The following is a 16,054-nucleotide window of genomic DNA, read 5'->3' as shown; positions in this document are numbered from 1 at the left end:
GCTTGCGCCCCCATCTTCGGCTTGCGCCCCCATCTTCGGCTTGCGCCCTTATCTTCGGCTTGCGCCCCCATCTTCGGCTTGCGCCCTTATCTTCGGCTTGCGCCCCCATCTTTGGCTTGCGCCCATCTTCGGCTTGCGTTATTGCAGTATGAGTAGGTTTTTTAACTAAAATCTAGATTAAAATTCAGTCTTCGATAACGCGCCTGGACGAATAAATACACAGCATAAGCGATTAAACCTGCCGCGACTAATCCTAATAGTATTCTACCAAAGGGCTGATTAGCAATAGTGTATAAGCTACCTTCGGTATCAGTTGTTTTACCTCCCCATCCCACCGCCAGAGAAAAGGCTAAAAATCCAACAATGCCATAAACAACTCCTTTGGCAATGTAACCAAATCTAACAAAAGTTTCCATTTTTTTTGATAAATAATTATATATTGACTCTCTAATAAAGATATTTAATCAACAAGATAATTACATCTGTCTAAGTAAATAAAACTAGAATTAGGTAGATGTTTAAATAAAATCCTTCATTTGGTTGATGTGCAAAATTAATTAAGTAATTTAAAATTAAAATAAACAAAACCTATATTAAAGATTTAGATGAACAGTATTAAAGGGAAAAACGTCCTAGTTACAGGGGCAACTTCTGGAATTGGTCAGGCGATCGCCGCTCGTTTTTTAGCAGAGGGAGCCAATGTAGCCCTAAACTATCGTAACGATATTAGTAAACTTGATGATACCAAAAAACTTGCAGCTAAGATGGAATCTCAGTTGGGTACTAAATCTGGTGAACAACTTCCTGTAGAAGGAGATATTTCTAGTGAAGCAGATATTCTGCAAATGTATGAAAAAGTTATTCATAAATTTGGTAGTCTCGATATCTTGATTAACAATGCCGGATTACAAATGAATGAAGCTTCTCACGAAGTCGAAACCGATGATTTTGATAAGGTAATAGATGTTAATTTACGGGGTGCTTATTTGTGTGCTCGCGAAGCTATTAAAAATTTTCTAAATCAAGGTAATGGTGGCATAATTATTAACGTTTCTAGTGTTCACGAGTTGATTCCTAGACCTAAATATATTAGCTATTCTATCAGCAAAGGGGGCATGGAAAATATGACTAAAACCCTAGCCCTAGAATATGCTCCTCAACAAATTAGAGTTAACGCTATTGCCCCAGGTGCCACATCTACCCCCATTAATGATTGGTCAGATGCACCTGAGAAAAAAAGAGAAATAGAGAGTCATATTCCTATGAGAAGAGTGGGAACTTCCGAGGAAATGGCCGCTGTTGCTCTGTTTTTAGTTTCTGATGATGCTTCTTATATAACTGGTCAAACTCTCTTTGTAGATGGTGGATTAACTCTTTATCCTGATTTTCTCAAGCCTTGGTCTGCGGGAGAATAGTTATTGGAAGCAAAAAAAGAATGTTTATATACATAATGACTTATATACAAAGTCATTATATATTAAGTAAGTTACTAGTATAATTTGCAACTTTTAGGAGATGTAAATTAATCCTAAAATTTCATATCCTGATGAATAGAAAAATTGATAAGGAGAAATTAAAGCGAATATGATAGTAACTTTAACAATATTAATGACAGTATTAGCGATCGCTACCCTATGGTTATCTTTTAGACAAGTGAATGTTAGCCGTTTACTTACACTATTAGTAGCAGTATCTTTACTATTGTTTACGAGTAATGCTCCTGCATTAGCTCAAACACAAATAGCTGCATTAGGAGCATCAGATAAAGCGGTAACTAACGATGAAACCGATCTGAAAATGGTTCCCACAGGTAGTCACTATACTGGTATAGAGTACGCTCAAAGAACTAAACCCGTGGAAAATCCAGTTAGTGATGATGTAATTGAAAAAACTATCAAGTCCAAAGTTGATAATGGAGTTGTAGTAGCTGTTGCTAATGGTTCTGTTAGACTTTCGGGAACAGTTAATAATCAGCGCCAGGCTGAGAGATTAGTTTCTCAAGTTAAAGAAATTCCTGGGGTTCATGAAATTACTTTTGATCTTGGTTTAGAAGAATAATTCAAATATTCTCCCTAAACTAATAAATTGAATAGATAGTTAATTGATAAAAATTGCCAGGTTGAGAGATTTCCACCTTCTCACCCTGGTTTTCCTTTGCCTCATACCAACGTCAGTTCGATGAACTTGCAAAAGTGCAAGAAAAGACTGAGACTAGATCTTAGGGTTTAAGTTTAATCAATCTCAGTTAGCTTACAGACTCTACCTCCTGCTCTTTTTTAGTTTCGTCGAACTGACGTTAGAAAAGCAGCATTAAAAGTCCTCAAAAAACTCTCTCAGCTCGTCTCTTACTTCCCGACGCATTTCCCGTCTTTCTCTTTTTACCTCCCTGATACCCTCTCGGATTTCCCGACGAGCTTCCCTTAGACTATCGGCGTCGAGGATTTCTTCGAGTGCTTCTCGGCGTTCACGGCGAATTTCTCGTATGCCTTCGCGAATTTCATCACTAGGACGAGCTTGAGCGCTCAAAGGTATGATCAGATTTAACAAAAGTGAAAAGGAGATTAGGGTTAAATTAGCATTCAAAAAACGTTTTCTCATGGTAATTCTTCCTATTTAAGCTTATTGCTATCCATAGCTTCCTGGAATTGACGGATATACTCGCTACATTTACTTTTATCAATCTCCGCTGTCGCTCCCACTCCGTAAGCCGCACTATAAAAGAAAGCACGATCGGTACCAAAAAGACGGCTAATACCTGTAAATGCTTGCATTGCTTGTTTTTCAATGGCTTCGGCTTCTGTAGAAGCACTACATTGAAAAGCGTTACCTGAGAGATAACCAAATTGTTCGATCGCTTTATCGAACTGTTCCTCTTCGAGATCGGTAGTTTGGGCGATCGCATTTTGAGTTCCTAAGCTAATCAAAATTGTTACTATCAATGCTAATTTTTTCATGTTTTTTCTTTTGAACTAAAGTTAATTGAATGTAAATATGTAAATTTTCAAAATCATGAATATAAAAGATTATCCTTTTTTTGCTCGGGTTTTAAATCGTCGTGAATTTTACCGTTATTTCCTATAGTTTGTTTTTTTGATTAAGAACTTGTAGGCGATCGCTCACTTGGGATAATTTTTGAGCAATTTGGGGTTCTTTTTGTTGAAGTTGTTCAATTTTATCACAACTATAGAGTACTGTTGTATGGTCTTTCCCTCCAAATACCTCTCCAATTCTGGGTAAGCTTAAATCAGTATGTTGACGCATTAGATACATTCCTATTTGTCTAGCTTGGCTTATTTCCCGGCGTCTAGAGCTACTTTTTAAATCCTGAATAGATACACCCATAGTTTCTGATACTGCTTGGAGAATGATTTCTGGGGTAGAGATGCCTACTTCTACTTGCGGTGATAATATGGCTGCCACATTTTCTACAGATATGGCTAAACCACTCAGAGATAAATGGGCGATCGCCCGTATAAATGCCCCTTCTAGTTCCCGAATATTCGAGGTATACTGACTAGCTATATACTCAATTATCTCTCTTGGCAAATCAATTTTCTCATATTCAGCTTTTTTTTGGAGAATTGCCATTCTTGTTTCTAAATCTGGCACTTGAATATCAGCAATTAAACCCATAGAGAAGCGAGAAATCAAACGTTGTTCTAAAGTAGGAATTTGATGGGGAGGGCGATCTGATGCCAAAACAATTTGTTTTCCTGCTTCATGGAGAGTATTAAAAGTATGAAAAAACTCTTCTTGAGTATATTCTTTTCCCTCGATAAACTGAATATCATCAATTAAGAGAATATCCGCACTCCGATAATGTTCTCGGAAACTTTCCATACTATCATTACGAATCGCTGCAATTAAATCATTGGTAAATTGTTCTGTAGAAACATAAAAAATCTTAGCATCTTGATTAATCTCCAAATAATAATGTCCTACAGCTTGCATCAGATGGGTTTTTCCCAAGCCAACGCCGCCACAAAGAAATAAAGGATTAAAATCTCTTCCAGGAGACTCTGCCACAGCTAAAGAAGCTGCATGAGCCATACGATTAGTAGGACCAACTACAAAACGATAAAAGGTATATTTAGGATTTAATCTAGTTGATGTACTCAGATTAAAAGATCTATGTTCTAATAAATTAGGATACTGAGAGATATTTTCACCATCATTAGTAACTAATTGAATTTCAACGGTTTTAGCAGTTATTTCACTCACCAAAACTTTTATCATCTCCAGATAATTCTTTTGAACGTGATTAAGTACAAAGCGATTAGGTATACGTAACACCAAAACATTATCCTGCCATTTTTCTGGAATAGCAGTTTCAATCCAAGTTTCAAAAGTTGGAGTATTTAATTGTTGACGCAAACGTTCTAAAACTTTTGGCCATAATTCGGTTATTTCCAATGATTTACTACTCCTTAATCACAGTTAAGAGGTCACACAACGAAACCCGGCAAAGATTTCTCGAACCTGAGGCTGATACCAATTACGAAAACTGCCACGCAATCCCCAACGACGAGTGGCCCAACTACCTCCCTTTAGTACATAATGTTGATTATCAAAATAAGCTTGAGAATATCCCGAGTAAGGATAATATTGAAAGCCGGGATAAGGTGTAAAACAAGATGCCGTCCACTCCCAAACATTCCCTAAGCAATCGTAACAACCATAACTAGATTTACCTGAGGGATAGGCGTTAACTGGAGTAGTAGAGTTTAAATAAAGATGATGGTTACATTCAAAGGCGGTGGGAGGAGTATTCCCCCAAGGATAACTATACTTTTCTTTGGCTGTTTCATTCCAACAGGCAGCCTTTTCCCACTCGGCTTCGGTGGGGAGACGTTTACCGACAAATTTAGCATAAGCTTGGGCTTCGTACCAACTAACTCCATATACAGGATGATTAGTCAATTGGCTGTGGTTTTCCCAGTATAAAGGTTGAGTTATCTTGTTATCACATAACCATTGCCAACCTTGAGGAGTCCACCACTGAGGATTTTGATAGCCACCATCTAGTATAAATTTTTGATATTCTCCACAAGTAACGGGATATTTATCAATATAATAGGTATCTAAATAAACTTGATGGGCATATCTTTCGTTATCTTGGGCGATAATTTGATTATTTCCTAGGGTAAATTCTCCTCTAGGAATAGCAATCATTGTCGGAGTTGGCGCTGTTATAGGAAATGAAGATATTTCTTTTACTTCTTGGCGATAACCAAGGAGATGTAAAATAATGGCAATCGTTTCACTGTGTTGACTTTCGTGTTGAATCAAAAAATGCCATAAACGTTCTTCTTTAGTAATTTCTTTTTGCTGCTGTAAATAATCTAAAACCTTTTGTCTAGTTATATTTAAATAATCATCAATAATTTCTAGTGACGGTAATTGCTGACGTTGGGATTTAGGCAATCCATCAGCAGCAAATAGTTGTTGATATTCCGGCCATAGTTTCGGTAACCCTCCTAAATATTCTAATATCCAGTAGGCTTCTGTCAAGGCAATATGACCAAAATGCCAACCCACCGGACTAAAATCAGGATGGGCTTGTTTACAAAAAGTAACTCCATCAATTTGAGAAAAAACTCCAAGGGTGCTTTGACGACACTCCAAAAGATTTGTGGTAATTTCAGTTTTTACAGATTTGGTTAACTTCGATGGCGGATGCAAGGCTTTCTCCTACGCTAATGATGCTATTTTCAGCACAACTTGTCCAGTTATCAGAAAATAATGGTTCAGAAGTTATGATAACCCCATCAGAATATTTTACTGAATTTTTTAAGTAATACAAGCTAGGCTGATTTGTAAGATAGCCATAGCGAGAAGCTACTAATTGTCTCCCATCACTGATGATAATATTGGCGGAGAATTTAGTTTTATATTTTCTGGCTAGGGTAGTGAGATGATTGAGGGCGTTAGTTAAGGCGGATTTTAGACTCAAATCAGGTTTTTGAGTTAATTCTTCGATAATTAAAGCGAAAATATGTTCAGAATCAGTAGTTCCATGTATTGATTTGTATATGCGATCGCTCAATAAATTGCGAATCGGACGATAAAGAGTTTCTCGAAAGTCACTGATAAAGCCATTATGAATAAATATAATTTTTTGCTCACTAAAGGGCTGACAATTACTTAAATCTACTGCTAAAGGTGGAGTTGCACTCCGTACATACCCTAATATACATTCAGATTCTACATAACGACTAATTTGAGGTAGATTAATATCGTTCCAAATTGGCAGGATATTTTTATAGATGTAGGGCGATTCTTGTTTAACTTTATCATACCAACCTACCCCAAAACCATCGGCGTTGAGTAATCCTGCGGTCATTTCTTGGGGTTGATAACTTTGGGCAATTAGAGAATGTTCTGGTTGGTATAGTAGTTGATATAGTTGTACAGAAGAACCTAGATAACCTAATAAGCGACACATATATAAATATAGTTAAACTGGTACTGATTCTAACAATTTCTTGACGATAATTTTGCTTTGTTTTCCCGGCGCTGGAATCATACGATGAGATAACACGTAGGGGGCTATTTCTTTTACATCATCTGGAGTAGCATAATCTCTATCTTGTAGAAAAGCAAAGGCTTGTGTAGCTTTTTGCAATGCTACTGTACCCCGAGGACTCACTCCTAGGGTAATGTCTTCATCTTTCCTAGAAGCACGAATTAATCTTACTATATATTGTTGTAGAGCTTCAGTAACTTTTATTTGCTGCACTAAATTTCTTAATTCCACAACCTCGTCAATAGTAATAGACGGTTGGAGTTCTTCTACTTTGATGGAATTTTGTTCTTTTTGCAGCATTAGGAGTTCTTCATTTTCATTGGGATAACCTAAGCTTAAAGACAGAGAAAAACGGTCCATTTGGGCTTCCGGTAAAGGAAAAGTTCCCTGATACTCAATGGGATTTTGGGTGGCTATGACAAAAAATGGCTGAGGGACTTGTAGAGGGTTTCCATCAATGGTTACTTGTTTTTCCTCCATCACCTCTAACAAAGCTGATTGGGTTCTGGGTGTAGCTCTATTTATTTCATCCGCCAGTAGTACGTTAGAAAAAACTGGACCTGAGATAAATTCAAATTGTCTAGTACTAGGATTCCAAATATTAGTACCAGTAATATCACTAGGAAGTAAATCTGGGGTACACTGAATACGCTGGAATTTGCCATTAATAGATTTAGCCAGAGACTTGGCAATTAGAGTTTTACCGACGCCTGGGACATCTTCTAAAAGGACGTGTCCACCACTGAGAAGAGCAACTAAGACTAGTTGAATTTTATCATCTTTACCAACAACAGTACGGCTAAGATTTTCTGTAAGTCTATCGAGAGATTCACGCATGGGTATTTATTTGGGCTATTATTTGTTTAGCTGTTTCTATATCTTGACCTATTTGACTTTTCAAAGCTGTCAAGGATTCAAATTTAACTTCGCTTCGTAAAAATTCTGTTAATTTTACTAGTAGTCTTTGATTATATAGGTTTCCTGTCCAATTTAAAATGTGGATTTCCACAGTAAGCTTTCTTCCGTCTACTGTGGGACGATTGCCTATATTCATTAATCCATAATTTACTTGATTGGGGATTGCTTCAGATATAACTTCTACTAAATATACTCCCTTTTTGGGGATGAATTTCTCTGGGGGTATTTCTAAATTGGCTGTGGGAAAACCCAGTTTTTGCCCTAGTTGTTGTCCATAAACCACTTTACCCCTAAGACTGTATTCTCTGCCTAGCATGGCGTTAGCTGTTTCTAGGTTCCCCTCTTCTAAGGCTTGGCGAATCTGGGAACTACTAATGCGGAAGTTGCTATGATTTTTAATACGAGTAATGTTAACTTCTACACCATAGCTGTTGGCAATGCTTTTGAGTGTTTCGGCATCTCCCACTCGTTGATAACCGAAGCGAAAGTTTTCTCCAACGCTAATTAGTTTGACTCCAATTGTATCTATCAGTAATGATTTAACAAATTCTTCAGGGGTTAATAAGGATAATTGTTGGTCAAAGGGTAGTAGGATTAGTTGATTGATTCCTAACTTAGCTAAATATTGGCTTTTTTCTTCTAGAGGAGTTAGCAGTTTCCTTTTTTCTCCACTAAAAAACTCCCGTGGATGAGGAGTAAAGCTAACTACGGTTTTTTGGAGAGGTAGATGCTTACTGGAGGGGTTATGGTGGCCGTTTGTACACCCTATAACCTCGTTGGCTTTTAAGACTGGCTGTAAAACTTCTAGATGCCCTCTATGAATACCGTCAAAGTTTCCTAGGGCGATCGCGTTCGGTTGCCAAATTTTGCTAGTTAATGATGTTACCCACACACTATTATTTAAGTCTACTTACTTTACTATAGTCTTAACATAAATTGACATTATGTTGTAACTTTTAACAGAAAAAATTGAGATTAGCTTGTTAAACTAGGAATAATGGCTTAGCAAGCTAATCTATAAATTGGTATCAAAGATTAAATAAACATGGTAAACACCGTTAATAAACCAGAATTTGAAGAGTTACGCCCAGGAGTTAAAAGCCCGGCTAAAGAAACAATACTCACTCCTAGATTCTATACAACTGATTTTGAGGAGATCGCCAAAATGGATATCTCTGTCAACGAAGAAGAATTAAGAGCTATCCTCGAAGAGTTTCGCGTTGATTATAATCGTCACCATTTTGTCCGTGATGAACAGTTTGACCAATCTTGGGAACATATAGATGGCGATACTCGTCGTTTATTTGTAGAATTTCTAGAACGCTCTTGCACTGCTGAATTTTCTGGTTTCTTACTCTACAAAGAATTAGGACGCCGTTTAAAAAATAAAAACCCTCTTTTGGCTGAATGCTTTAATCTGATGTCAAGAGATGAAGCGCGTCATGCTGGCTTTTTAAACAAGGCGATGTCAGATTTTAATCTTACTCTCGATTTAGGTTTCTTAACTAAAAGCCGCAAATATACTTTCTTTAAACCTAAATTTATCTTTTACGCTACTTACCTTTCTGAAAAAATTGGTTATTGGCGTTATATAACTATCTATCGTCATCTTCAAGCAAATCCTCAAGATCAGATTTATCCTATTTTCAGTTTCTTTGAAAACTGGTGTCAGGATGAAAATAGACATGGTGACTTTTTTGACGCCATTATGAAGGCACAACCTTCTATCCTCAATGACTGGAAAGCTAAACTCTGGTGTCGTTTCTTCCTATTGTCAGTATTCGCGACTATGTATCTTAATGATATTCAACGCTCTGATTTTTATCGGGCAATTGGTTTAGATGCCAGAGAATACGATAAAGAGGTAATTTTGAAAACTAATGAAACCGCAGGCAGAGTCTTCCCTGTGGTGTTAGATGTGGAAAATCCCGCTTTCTACAATAGCTTAGAAAAGTGTGTGAGTAATAATGAGAAGTTACGCAGTGTTGACCAAACTTCTGCGCCTCAACCTCTTAAATTCCTCCGCAAGTTACCTAGTTACCTATCTAATGCTCAACAATTTATTGGTTTATACTTCCTCAAACCTATTGAAGTAGCTCATCTAGAAGGCACTGTTAAATAGTTTTTACTCTTTTTTCAATATTAGGCTAGTTTCAAAAGAAACTAGCCTATTTATTATTAAATTCTTACCTGATTAATTTGACTTATAGCCATGAGCGTTGTAGTGTTAACAATATTTATATTTACAGATCCCCCCTTCCCCCCGCAAACTCGGGGGGCTTTTCATGATAATAACTGTTAACATCTATTTGGTCATTGCTATAATTACTGATGTACAATAATTGCATCACGAGTTAATTCAATATATTGATGCCGCCCAAACAAATCAACAAGTTGGGATAAGTGACTAGCAAATATTTCTTCAAGTTTTTGATTTTTAATATTACCCGTCGTAATAATCAGCAACTTGTAAGGCTTTTTCTGGGTCAAAAAAGAATCCAGAAAATCAGAATCTTTGGTAATAACAATTCGTTTTTCCCTAATTGAAATTTCGTTGATTTGTGTATCTGAGGTATAGTTCCGTTGAGGTAAATCTTGAGTGTGTATTGCATCATGACCAGAAGCTTGTAAAAATCTAGCCAAACGAATTGGTAGTTGTGCATCCACCAAAAACTTCATGAGACAATTTTAAAAATACTTTTAACTTGACTTAAACGAGCTGCAAATAAAAAAACAGCTTGAATATCTTCAAGTTCTAAATCATCATAATCAAACAAAATTTCTTCGGTTGTCATGCCAGAACTCAATAGTTCTAGAATAAATTCAACTGGATATCTTAAGCCTCTAATACAAGGTTTTCCATGACAAATATCAGGATGGTGAGTAATACGTTCTAAAAGTTGATTATTCATAATATTTTTAGTTTAAGAGATGGTAGAAAACATTGTTCTGGTGCAAGCTTTTCTGATTATTAAAAATCCTCGCGCCTCAAGGGCGGAGGACAATGTGGAACTAACGATAATCAGGGTTTTGAATATCTCTTAACCTTGCTTCAGGACGTTTAAAACGGTCCAATTGAGATTCAAAAAACTCTCGATTTTTCTTGAGATGTTCTGGATTAGAATCATCAAGGGGATAGAGGACAGCAGCGCGTAAAGCTTGAATAACCGCCGAAGTCACATTATACATAGAACGCTGAAAAGTAATTCCCAATTGAATCAAAATATCATCTTCACCACGACAATGCTCTTGGTAGTAATCTTGGAGATATTGAGGGAGAAAATGATACATATCATCCATCAGGAGAGTAGGAGGAATACCAGCAGTTCCTACAGGGAACACATCTGCATAGAGAATACCATAATGAAAGTCCTTTTGGAGTTCTGGAACTTGTGCCGCTTGGGCATTATATGACTTGGTTCCTCTAAAAGGTGCAGTTCGATAAAAGACAGCTTCTACATAGGGTAATGCCGCTTCATATAACCAGGTGAAGCCTTGGGATTTGGGGATAATTTCATAACATTCTCCTCTGATATAAACATGATGGTAAATAGGACGACCTGCCACAGCGAAAATACCGTTAACAATGAAATTCATCGCCTCAGGAACACCAGAAAAGCCTCCCTCATCGTATATATCAGACATCTCTAAAAATACTGGCGCCATTATTTCCCAAAATAAGCCGAGATTAGCATAGTATGATAACTGTCTAACCTGTTCTAAAAACATCTCAGGAAACAGTTTGTAGAGGGCTAACATGGGAGGATTGTGCTTGAAGTAAGCGCGAATCGCCCTATCTGCATTATGACGATATTCCTCACTATCTAGATAGTCATCAAACCTCCCCCAACCTAAATCCCTACCATGCCAAAACATAGCCCGCATACAAGCTTCAGCAAACTCCATATTAATGCGGTCATGCCAAAGATGATGGAAAAGTTTGGGCATTTTTTTAGTTGTACCCTTTTCCATAAATTGAATTAATTCTGGATGCGCCGTTGCTTCTCCTCGCCAGATTCGTAAATCGGCATCATCCCCAGCATAGTGATTATGCAAGTCTAAATATTCTTGAGGCAGAAAATATTTAAAAAAGGGTAGAGGATCTAAAAAGACTCTTTCGGCTATATATAGTAAATCTCGCCAGTAGAAGTCCATGGGTATGGCATAAGCTTTGTAAATACCAATAATTTGCATGAGATTTTCGGGAGTATCTGGCAACATAGATCCTCCTGCTTCTAAGCGATGTATCACTTCAGCGAATTCGTGAGTGGAGGGTGGCAGTTTGGTTTGATTAATGGTTGTTGTCATCTCTTTTTTCTCTTTTAATTGTTTTATAAACCTACTTACTGATTTTTTACTTCAAGTAGTCGCCATCACAGTTAGGACAACTCACAAAAACCTCAGTTATGGTAATCTAACAATCTGTCTGTTGTCTTCTGCTTGGGCAATATTAGGGCTATTCTCTACAGTAATGTTAACTGCGAGAGAATCAGTGGTTGATTGTGTATAGTTAACTAGCCAATTAGGTTGAATTCCCAAAAACAAAATAATTACTGCTAAAACTAAAGCTGGTAAACTTTCTGTTCTCATCACTTTGGGATAGTAAGCTAATTTGTTATCTAGTTTACCAAAACAAGTTCGATTTAGGAGAATGACGAAGTAAACTGCTGTTAACCCAGAAGCAATGATACAAATTAAGGTGGGAATGGGAAAAGTAGTGAAACTGCCTTGGAAAATCATAAACTCGGCTACAAATCCTACTAATCCAGGAATTCCCGCACTTGCCATCCCTGCTAAAATTAGTAAAGAACTAGTTAGGGGTAAACCACGGATAGGATTCATTAAACCGTTTAAAACATCTAACTCTCTTGTACCAGCTTTGCGTTCTACAATACCCACTAAATGGAATAATAAAGCTAAAATTAAGCCGTGGGCAATCATTTGGGTTACGGCACCTAAAACGCTTAACTCGGTTGCTGCTGCTGATGCTACTAGTATATAGCCCATGTGACCGATAGAACTATAGGCTACCATGCGTTTAATATCTTTTTGGGCGATCGCACTCAAGGCCCCATACAACACACTAATTGTACCAATAATTGCTAATCCCGGCGCTACTATACTCCATACTTCTGGAAATACTTGTAAACCGAAGCGAACTAAACCATAAGTCCCTAATTTCGCTAAAATCCCCCCTAAGAGAATTGTTGTCGCTGGATTTGCCTCTGTATAAGCATCTGGTAACCATGTATGTAAGGGCACTAGGGGAATTTTAATCCCAAATCCCACTAACAACAGAGTCAAGAGAATTAAACGAGTATTGATTGATAAATTCTCTATATTGATAGAAGCATAATCAAAACTATTAGATTCACTCAAAAATCCTATACTTAAGAAAGCAACTAATACTAGTAGTCCTGATACTGCTGTGTATAAGAGAAATTTAATGGCTGCATAGCCTTTTTTTTCTCCTCCCCAAATCGCAATCATTAAATAGAAGGGAATAACTTCTAGTTCGTAAAAGAGAACAAATAGCAGTAAATTAGTAGCCATCAGCGCCCCAGCAATTCCCGCATTTATGAGTAAAATAAGGGAATAATAAAGGCGAGGACGTTCAATTTTTTCTCCAACACTGTAAATAGCTACTAGGGTTAATAGACTATTTAAAACTAATAGAGGTAGGGACAATCCATCTATACCTAAACTATAGTTTAAGCCTATTGGTCCTGCCCAGGTAAAATACTCTTGAAACTGGAAGCTAGAAATAGTTATATCTATTTGGGTTAATAGCCATAAAGACCAGAATAAGGTAACAGCGGCGATCATAGTTGTGATTTGACGCAATTTATTACCGATAAAATCACCCGGTAAAAAACCCACTATCGCTGCCCCGAAAATTGGTAACAGGAGTAAAAAACTCAACATTCTTCTTAATTTCCTTCCTTTGAGTTACGTTTATTTAAATAAAACCTGTGACAATTCTGTTAAAAAACTCCAGCTATTGATAATGCCAAACAAAGCAATACCTAACAAAATAGTGAGAACATAAAATTGAGTTTGACCTGAGGTATTGTATTTGAGAGTTTGTCCTGTAAAAATGGTCGCTAAACCGATGAAATTAATTACGTTATCAACAATGTAGCGATCAAACCAGTAAACTAGTTTTGAAACTTGACCCACTAAAGCCACAATTGTAACTTTATAAATCTTCTCTGTATAAAGATCATAAGCTAGGAAGTCTTGCCAAGCTTTGGGTTTTAATTCAATTGGTTTGGTGAAGCTATCGCTGAGATATACATAAGCCGCTAAACTAGATCCAATGATAGTTGTGCCTACTAACAAACCTGCAACCTCTAAATTCAAGTTATTCCAATCAGGCAATAATCCCCATTTACTTAATAATAGAGGTGTATGCAAGGCTAATCCCAGCATAATTGTCATTGGTAAAACTAGGGCCCATAAACCTTCTGGGGAACGATTTGTCATTAGTTTCGGTTTTCCCATAAAAATTAAACAGAATTCCCAAGTCAAACTAAAGGCAGTCAAACCATTAACCGCTAAAACTACTCCCACCAGTAAGGGGCGATTTTCCCAGAGTTGATCCGCCATTTGGCTTAATGACCAAAAACTACCCCCAGGAGGTAACGCTACTAAAGATGCAGCCCCCACCAGGTAAGAAATCCCGGAAATAGGACGACGTGACCATAAACCACCGTATTGTCTCAAATCTTGGCTTATATTGTTTAGTACTACTCCACCTATACTCATTACTAGTAGAGACATGGCGATCGCGTAGGTCAATAGTAAAATCAAAGCCGTGGTATCTTGATTAGTTCCTACAGTGATAAATACTAAACCCATATAGGCACTCACTGAGTAGGATAGAGAGCGTTTTATATCCACTTGGGCGATGGCGATTAAAGCTGCACCAATTGCTGTTACTGAACCTACACCTATCAATACTGTACCAGTTATGGGAGATAATGCTAGTACTGGTTGCAATTTTATCAATACCCATGCTCCAGTTGAAACTACTATTGTGTTGCGCAGTATAGTAGCTGGCATAGGTCCTTCCATAGCTTCATCTAACCACAGATGCAGAGGAAACTGAGCGCATTTACCCAAAGGTCCAGCAATTAGCGCTAAACAGACTAAATTAGCTATTTTCGGGTCAATATTCGCAGTTTCTGCCCATGTAGCTAATTCAGTATAATTCCAAGTACCAGCTAAGGGTAATAAAGCTACTACCCCCATCAACAGAATTAAATCTCCCACCCTTTTGGTTAAAAAAGCATCTCTCGCACCCGTTACTACCAAAGATTGGTTAAACCAAAAACCAATCAACAGATAAGTCCCCAAAGTGAGAATTTCTAACACTACATAGCTGAAAAACAGGGAATTGCACAGTACTAGAGTACACATCCCCGCTTCAAATAAAGCTATTAGAGAGTAAAAACGAGCCCACCCCCAGTCCATTTCTAAATAGGCTATAGCATAAATTTGAGCCATCAAATTTAAACCTGTGACTAAGATTAATGCCGCCACTGTGACTGTGGATATCTCCACATCAAAAGATATATTTAAAGTAGTTGTATCTAGCCAATTAAATGAGAGATACTCTGATGGTTTGTGCCAAGTCGTTGATAAAACTATCAGACTGTGGAAAAATGCCACCAAAGTCATTAAAATATTTATATAGCCTGCTGGTCTTGGTCCAGTCTTTCTGATTATTCCTGGAGACCAGGGTATAACTAGTATTGCTCCTATTAGAGCATAACAAGGAACCAACCAGATTGTTTCTCTCAGCATCTGAGTAATCATTTGATTTATTTAAGTTTTGTAAACAACTTCTTAATCTTTTTTTAAGTATAGAGTTTTTTGTATGATTCAGCAAGTAGAATTGCTTTATATCTATGATATGTATTTTTAATGGGACTATAGCCTAAATAGGTCGGTATAAATAAACGGTTAAAAACTTATAAAATTTGAAGAATAGACTTCGCTTTAAACAAAGCGAATGCTTAATTTCCACTACTTCAACATTGTACACTTAATTTTACCTACCTACTTAACTAAGTAGGTAGGTAAAATTAAACGTAAAATAGAAAAAGTTTTGAAATAGTCTAAAACCCTTCCCTGTCTCATATCTTCCACCAGAACTTATGTACTAATTTTTAAGGAAAAATGTTCTTTATGGTTAATTCTCTATAATCTTTGTATCCTAGGGGTTTAACATCAATTCTCTTACTCATTACTCATTACTTCAAAACTCAAAACTCAACCCTCACCAGTAACTTTTGATAAAGATGCAAGATCTGAGCTGTTACCGTCAGGCGTGGGCTACCCATTGCGGCGCGGGGTCCCACCGCTGTTCCTTCCTAAATCCGTCAATCTCTGTACCTTAGTAGACTGAAAAACGCTATATGTGTTAAAAGTAGGGCTAATTATTGTTGGAAATATTGTTATTCTCAAGAAAAGTTCGCTACACAAACTTTCTCCATTGACTTTGCCTATTCTTTATCAACATAAGGATTTAAAAATCTGCAACTTAAGAGTTTATGAGAGGACTCGGGCCTAATATGAATTTATGTTAAGAATCGTTGCATTATT

Annotated in this window: 16 protein-coding genes; 3 read left to right on the top strand and 13 right to left on the bottom strand. The window is 37.1% G+C overall.

Annotated features, from left to right (window positions below; translation table 11 throughout):
* Positions 1–161: 161 nt before the first annotated feature.
* A complete protein-coding gene (locus MW688_RS13025) occupies positions 162–416 on the bottom strand; it encodes a DUF1206 domain-containing protein (protein ID WP_486736439.1) in 255 nt (84 codons plus the stop codon).
* Between the two features lie 189 nt (positions 417–605).
* On the opposite strand from MW688_RS13025, the gene MW688_RS13020 reads away from it, so the two are divergent.
* Both MW688_RS13020 and MW688_RS13015 read left to right on the top strand, forming a co-directional pair.
* Entirely contained in the window at positions 606–1,415 is an 810-nt protein-coding gene (locus MW688_RS13020) for a glucose 1-dehydrogenase (RefSeq protein ID WP_486736438.1), read from the top strand.
* 169 nt (positions 1,416–1,584) lie between these two features.
* Complete coding sequence (locus MW688_RS13015; RefSeq protein WP_486736437.1) at positions 1,585–2,058, top strand: BON domain-containing protein; 474 nt, start codon at positions 1,585–1,587, stop codon at positions 2,056–2,058.
* A gap of 252 nt (positions 2,059–2,310) precedes the next feature.
* Here MW688_RS13015 and MW688_RS13010 read toward each other — a convergent pair whose 3' ends face one another.
* The 7 genes from MW688_RS13010 to MW688_RS12980 form a co-directional block, all read right to left on the bottom strand.
* Positions 2,311–2,598 (bottom strand): hypothetical protein, encoded by a 288-nt coding sequence (locus tag MW688_RS13010; RefSeq protein WP_486736436.1) that lies wholly within the window; start codon positions 2,596–2,598, stop codon positions 2,311–2,313.
* Between the two features lie 11 nt (positions 2,599–2,609).
* Positions 2,610–2,939 (bottom strand): hypothetical protein, encoded by a 330-nt coding sequence (locus tag MW688_RS13005; protein WP_486736435.1) that lies wholly within the window; start codon positions 2,937–2,939, stop codon positions 2,610–2,612.
* 136 nt (positions 2,940–3,075) lie between these two features.
* On the bottom strand, positions 3,076–4,413 hold the full coding sequence (gene dnaA / locus MW688_RS13000; protein ID WP_486736434.1) for a chromosomal replication initiator protein DnaA: 1,338 nt from the start codon (positions 4,411–4,413) through the stop codon (positions 3,076–3,078).
* A 24-nt stretch (positions 4,414–4,437) separates the two neighbouring features.
* A complete protein-coding gene (locus MW688_RS12995; protein ID WP_486736433.1) occupies positions 4,438–5,682 on the bottom strand; it encodes an SUMF1/EgtB/PvdO family nonheme iron enzyme in 1,245 nt (414 codons plus the stop codon).
* The gene (egtC, locus tag MW688_RS12990) at positions 5,642–6,445 is read right to left on the bottom strand and encodes an ergothioneine biosynthesis protein EgtC (protein ID WP_486736432.1); all 804 of its coding nucleotides are present in this window, start codon (positions 6,443–6,445) and stop codon (positions 5,642–5,644) included. Before egtC ends, MW688_RS12995 begins: the two co-directional genes overlap by 41 nt.
* A gap of 12 nt (positions 6,446–6,457) precedes the next feature.
* Positions 6,458–7,363, bottom strand: a complete 906-nt coding sequence (locus MW688_RS12985; RefSeq protein ID WP_486736431.1) for an AAA family ATPase — start codon at positions 7,361–7,363, stop codon at positions 6,458–6,460.
* Entirely contained in the window at positions 7,356–8,336 is a 981-nt protein-coding gene (locus MW688_RS12980) for a bifunctional riboflavin kinase/FAD synthetase (RefSeq protein ID WP_486736430.1), read from the bottom strand. The genes MW688_RS12985 and MW688_RS12980 overlap by 8 nt, the downstream gene beginning before the upstream one ends.
* A 153-nt stretch (positions 8,337–8,489) precedes the next feature.
* Between MW688_RS12980 and acsF the strand changes: the two genes are divergently transcribed.
* Entirely contained in the window at positions 8,490–9,566 is a 1,077-nt protein-coding gene (acsF, locus tag MW688_RS12975; protein WP_486736429.1) for a magnesium-protoporphyrin IX monomethyl ester (oxidative) cyclase, read from the top strand.
* A gap of 203 nt (positions 9,567–9,769) precedes the next feature.
* Here the strand turns inward: acsF and MW688_RS12970 are convergent, their stop codons facing one another.
* The 5 genes from MW688_RS12970 to MW688_RS12950 all read right to left on the bottom strand — a co-directional run bounded on the left by MW688_RS12970 (position 9,770) and on the right by MW688_RS12950 (position 15,262).
* Entirely contained in the window at positions 9,770–10,111 is a 342-nt protein-coding gene (locus MW688_RS12970; protein ID WP_486736428.1) for a DUF5615 family PIN-like protein, read from the bottom strand.
* An 8-nt stretch (positions 10,112–10,119) separates the two neighbouring features.
* Positions 10,120–10,356, bottom strand: coding sequence for a DUF433 domain-containing protein (locus tag MW688_RS12965; RefSeq protein WP_486736427.1), 237 nt, complete (start codon positions 10,354–10,356; stop codon positions 10,120–10,122).
* A 100-nt stretch (positions 10,357–10,456) separates the two neighbouring features.
* Positions 10,457–11,752 (bottom strand): CO2 hydration protein, encoded by a 1,296-nt coding sequence (locus MW688_RS12960; protein ID WP_486736426.1) that lies wholly within the window; start codon positions 11,750–11,752, stop codon positions 10,457–10,459.
* A gap of 96 nt (positions 11,753–11,848) precedes the next feature.
* Positions 11,849–13,369 (bottom strand): NADH-quinone oxidoreductase subunit M, encoded by a 1,521-nt coding sequence (locus MW688_RS12955; protein WP_486736425.1) that lies wholly within the window; start codon positions 13,367–13,369, stop codon positions 11,849–11,851.
* A gap of 30 nt (positions 13,370–13,399) precedes the next feature.
* Entirely contained in the window at positions 13,400–15,262 is a 1,863-nt protein-coding gene (locus MW688_RS12950; RefSeq protein WP_486736440.1) for an NAD(P)H-quinone oxidoreductase subunit F, read from the bottom strand.
* Positions 15,263–16,054: the final 792 nt, after the last annotated feature.

It is taken from the genome of Johannesbaptistia floridana (assembly GCF_057440575.1).
This window is presented reverse-complemented; position numbering and strand designations above follow the sequence as displayed.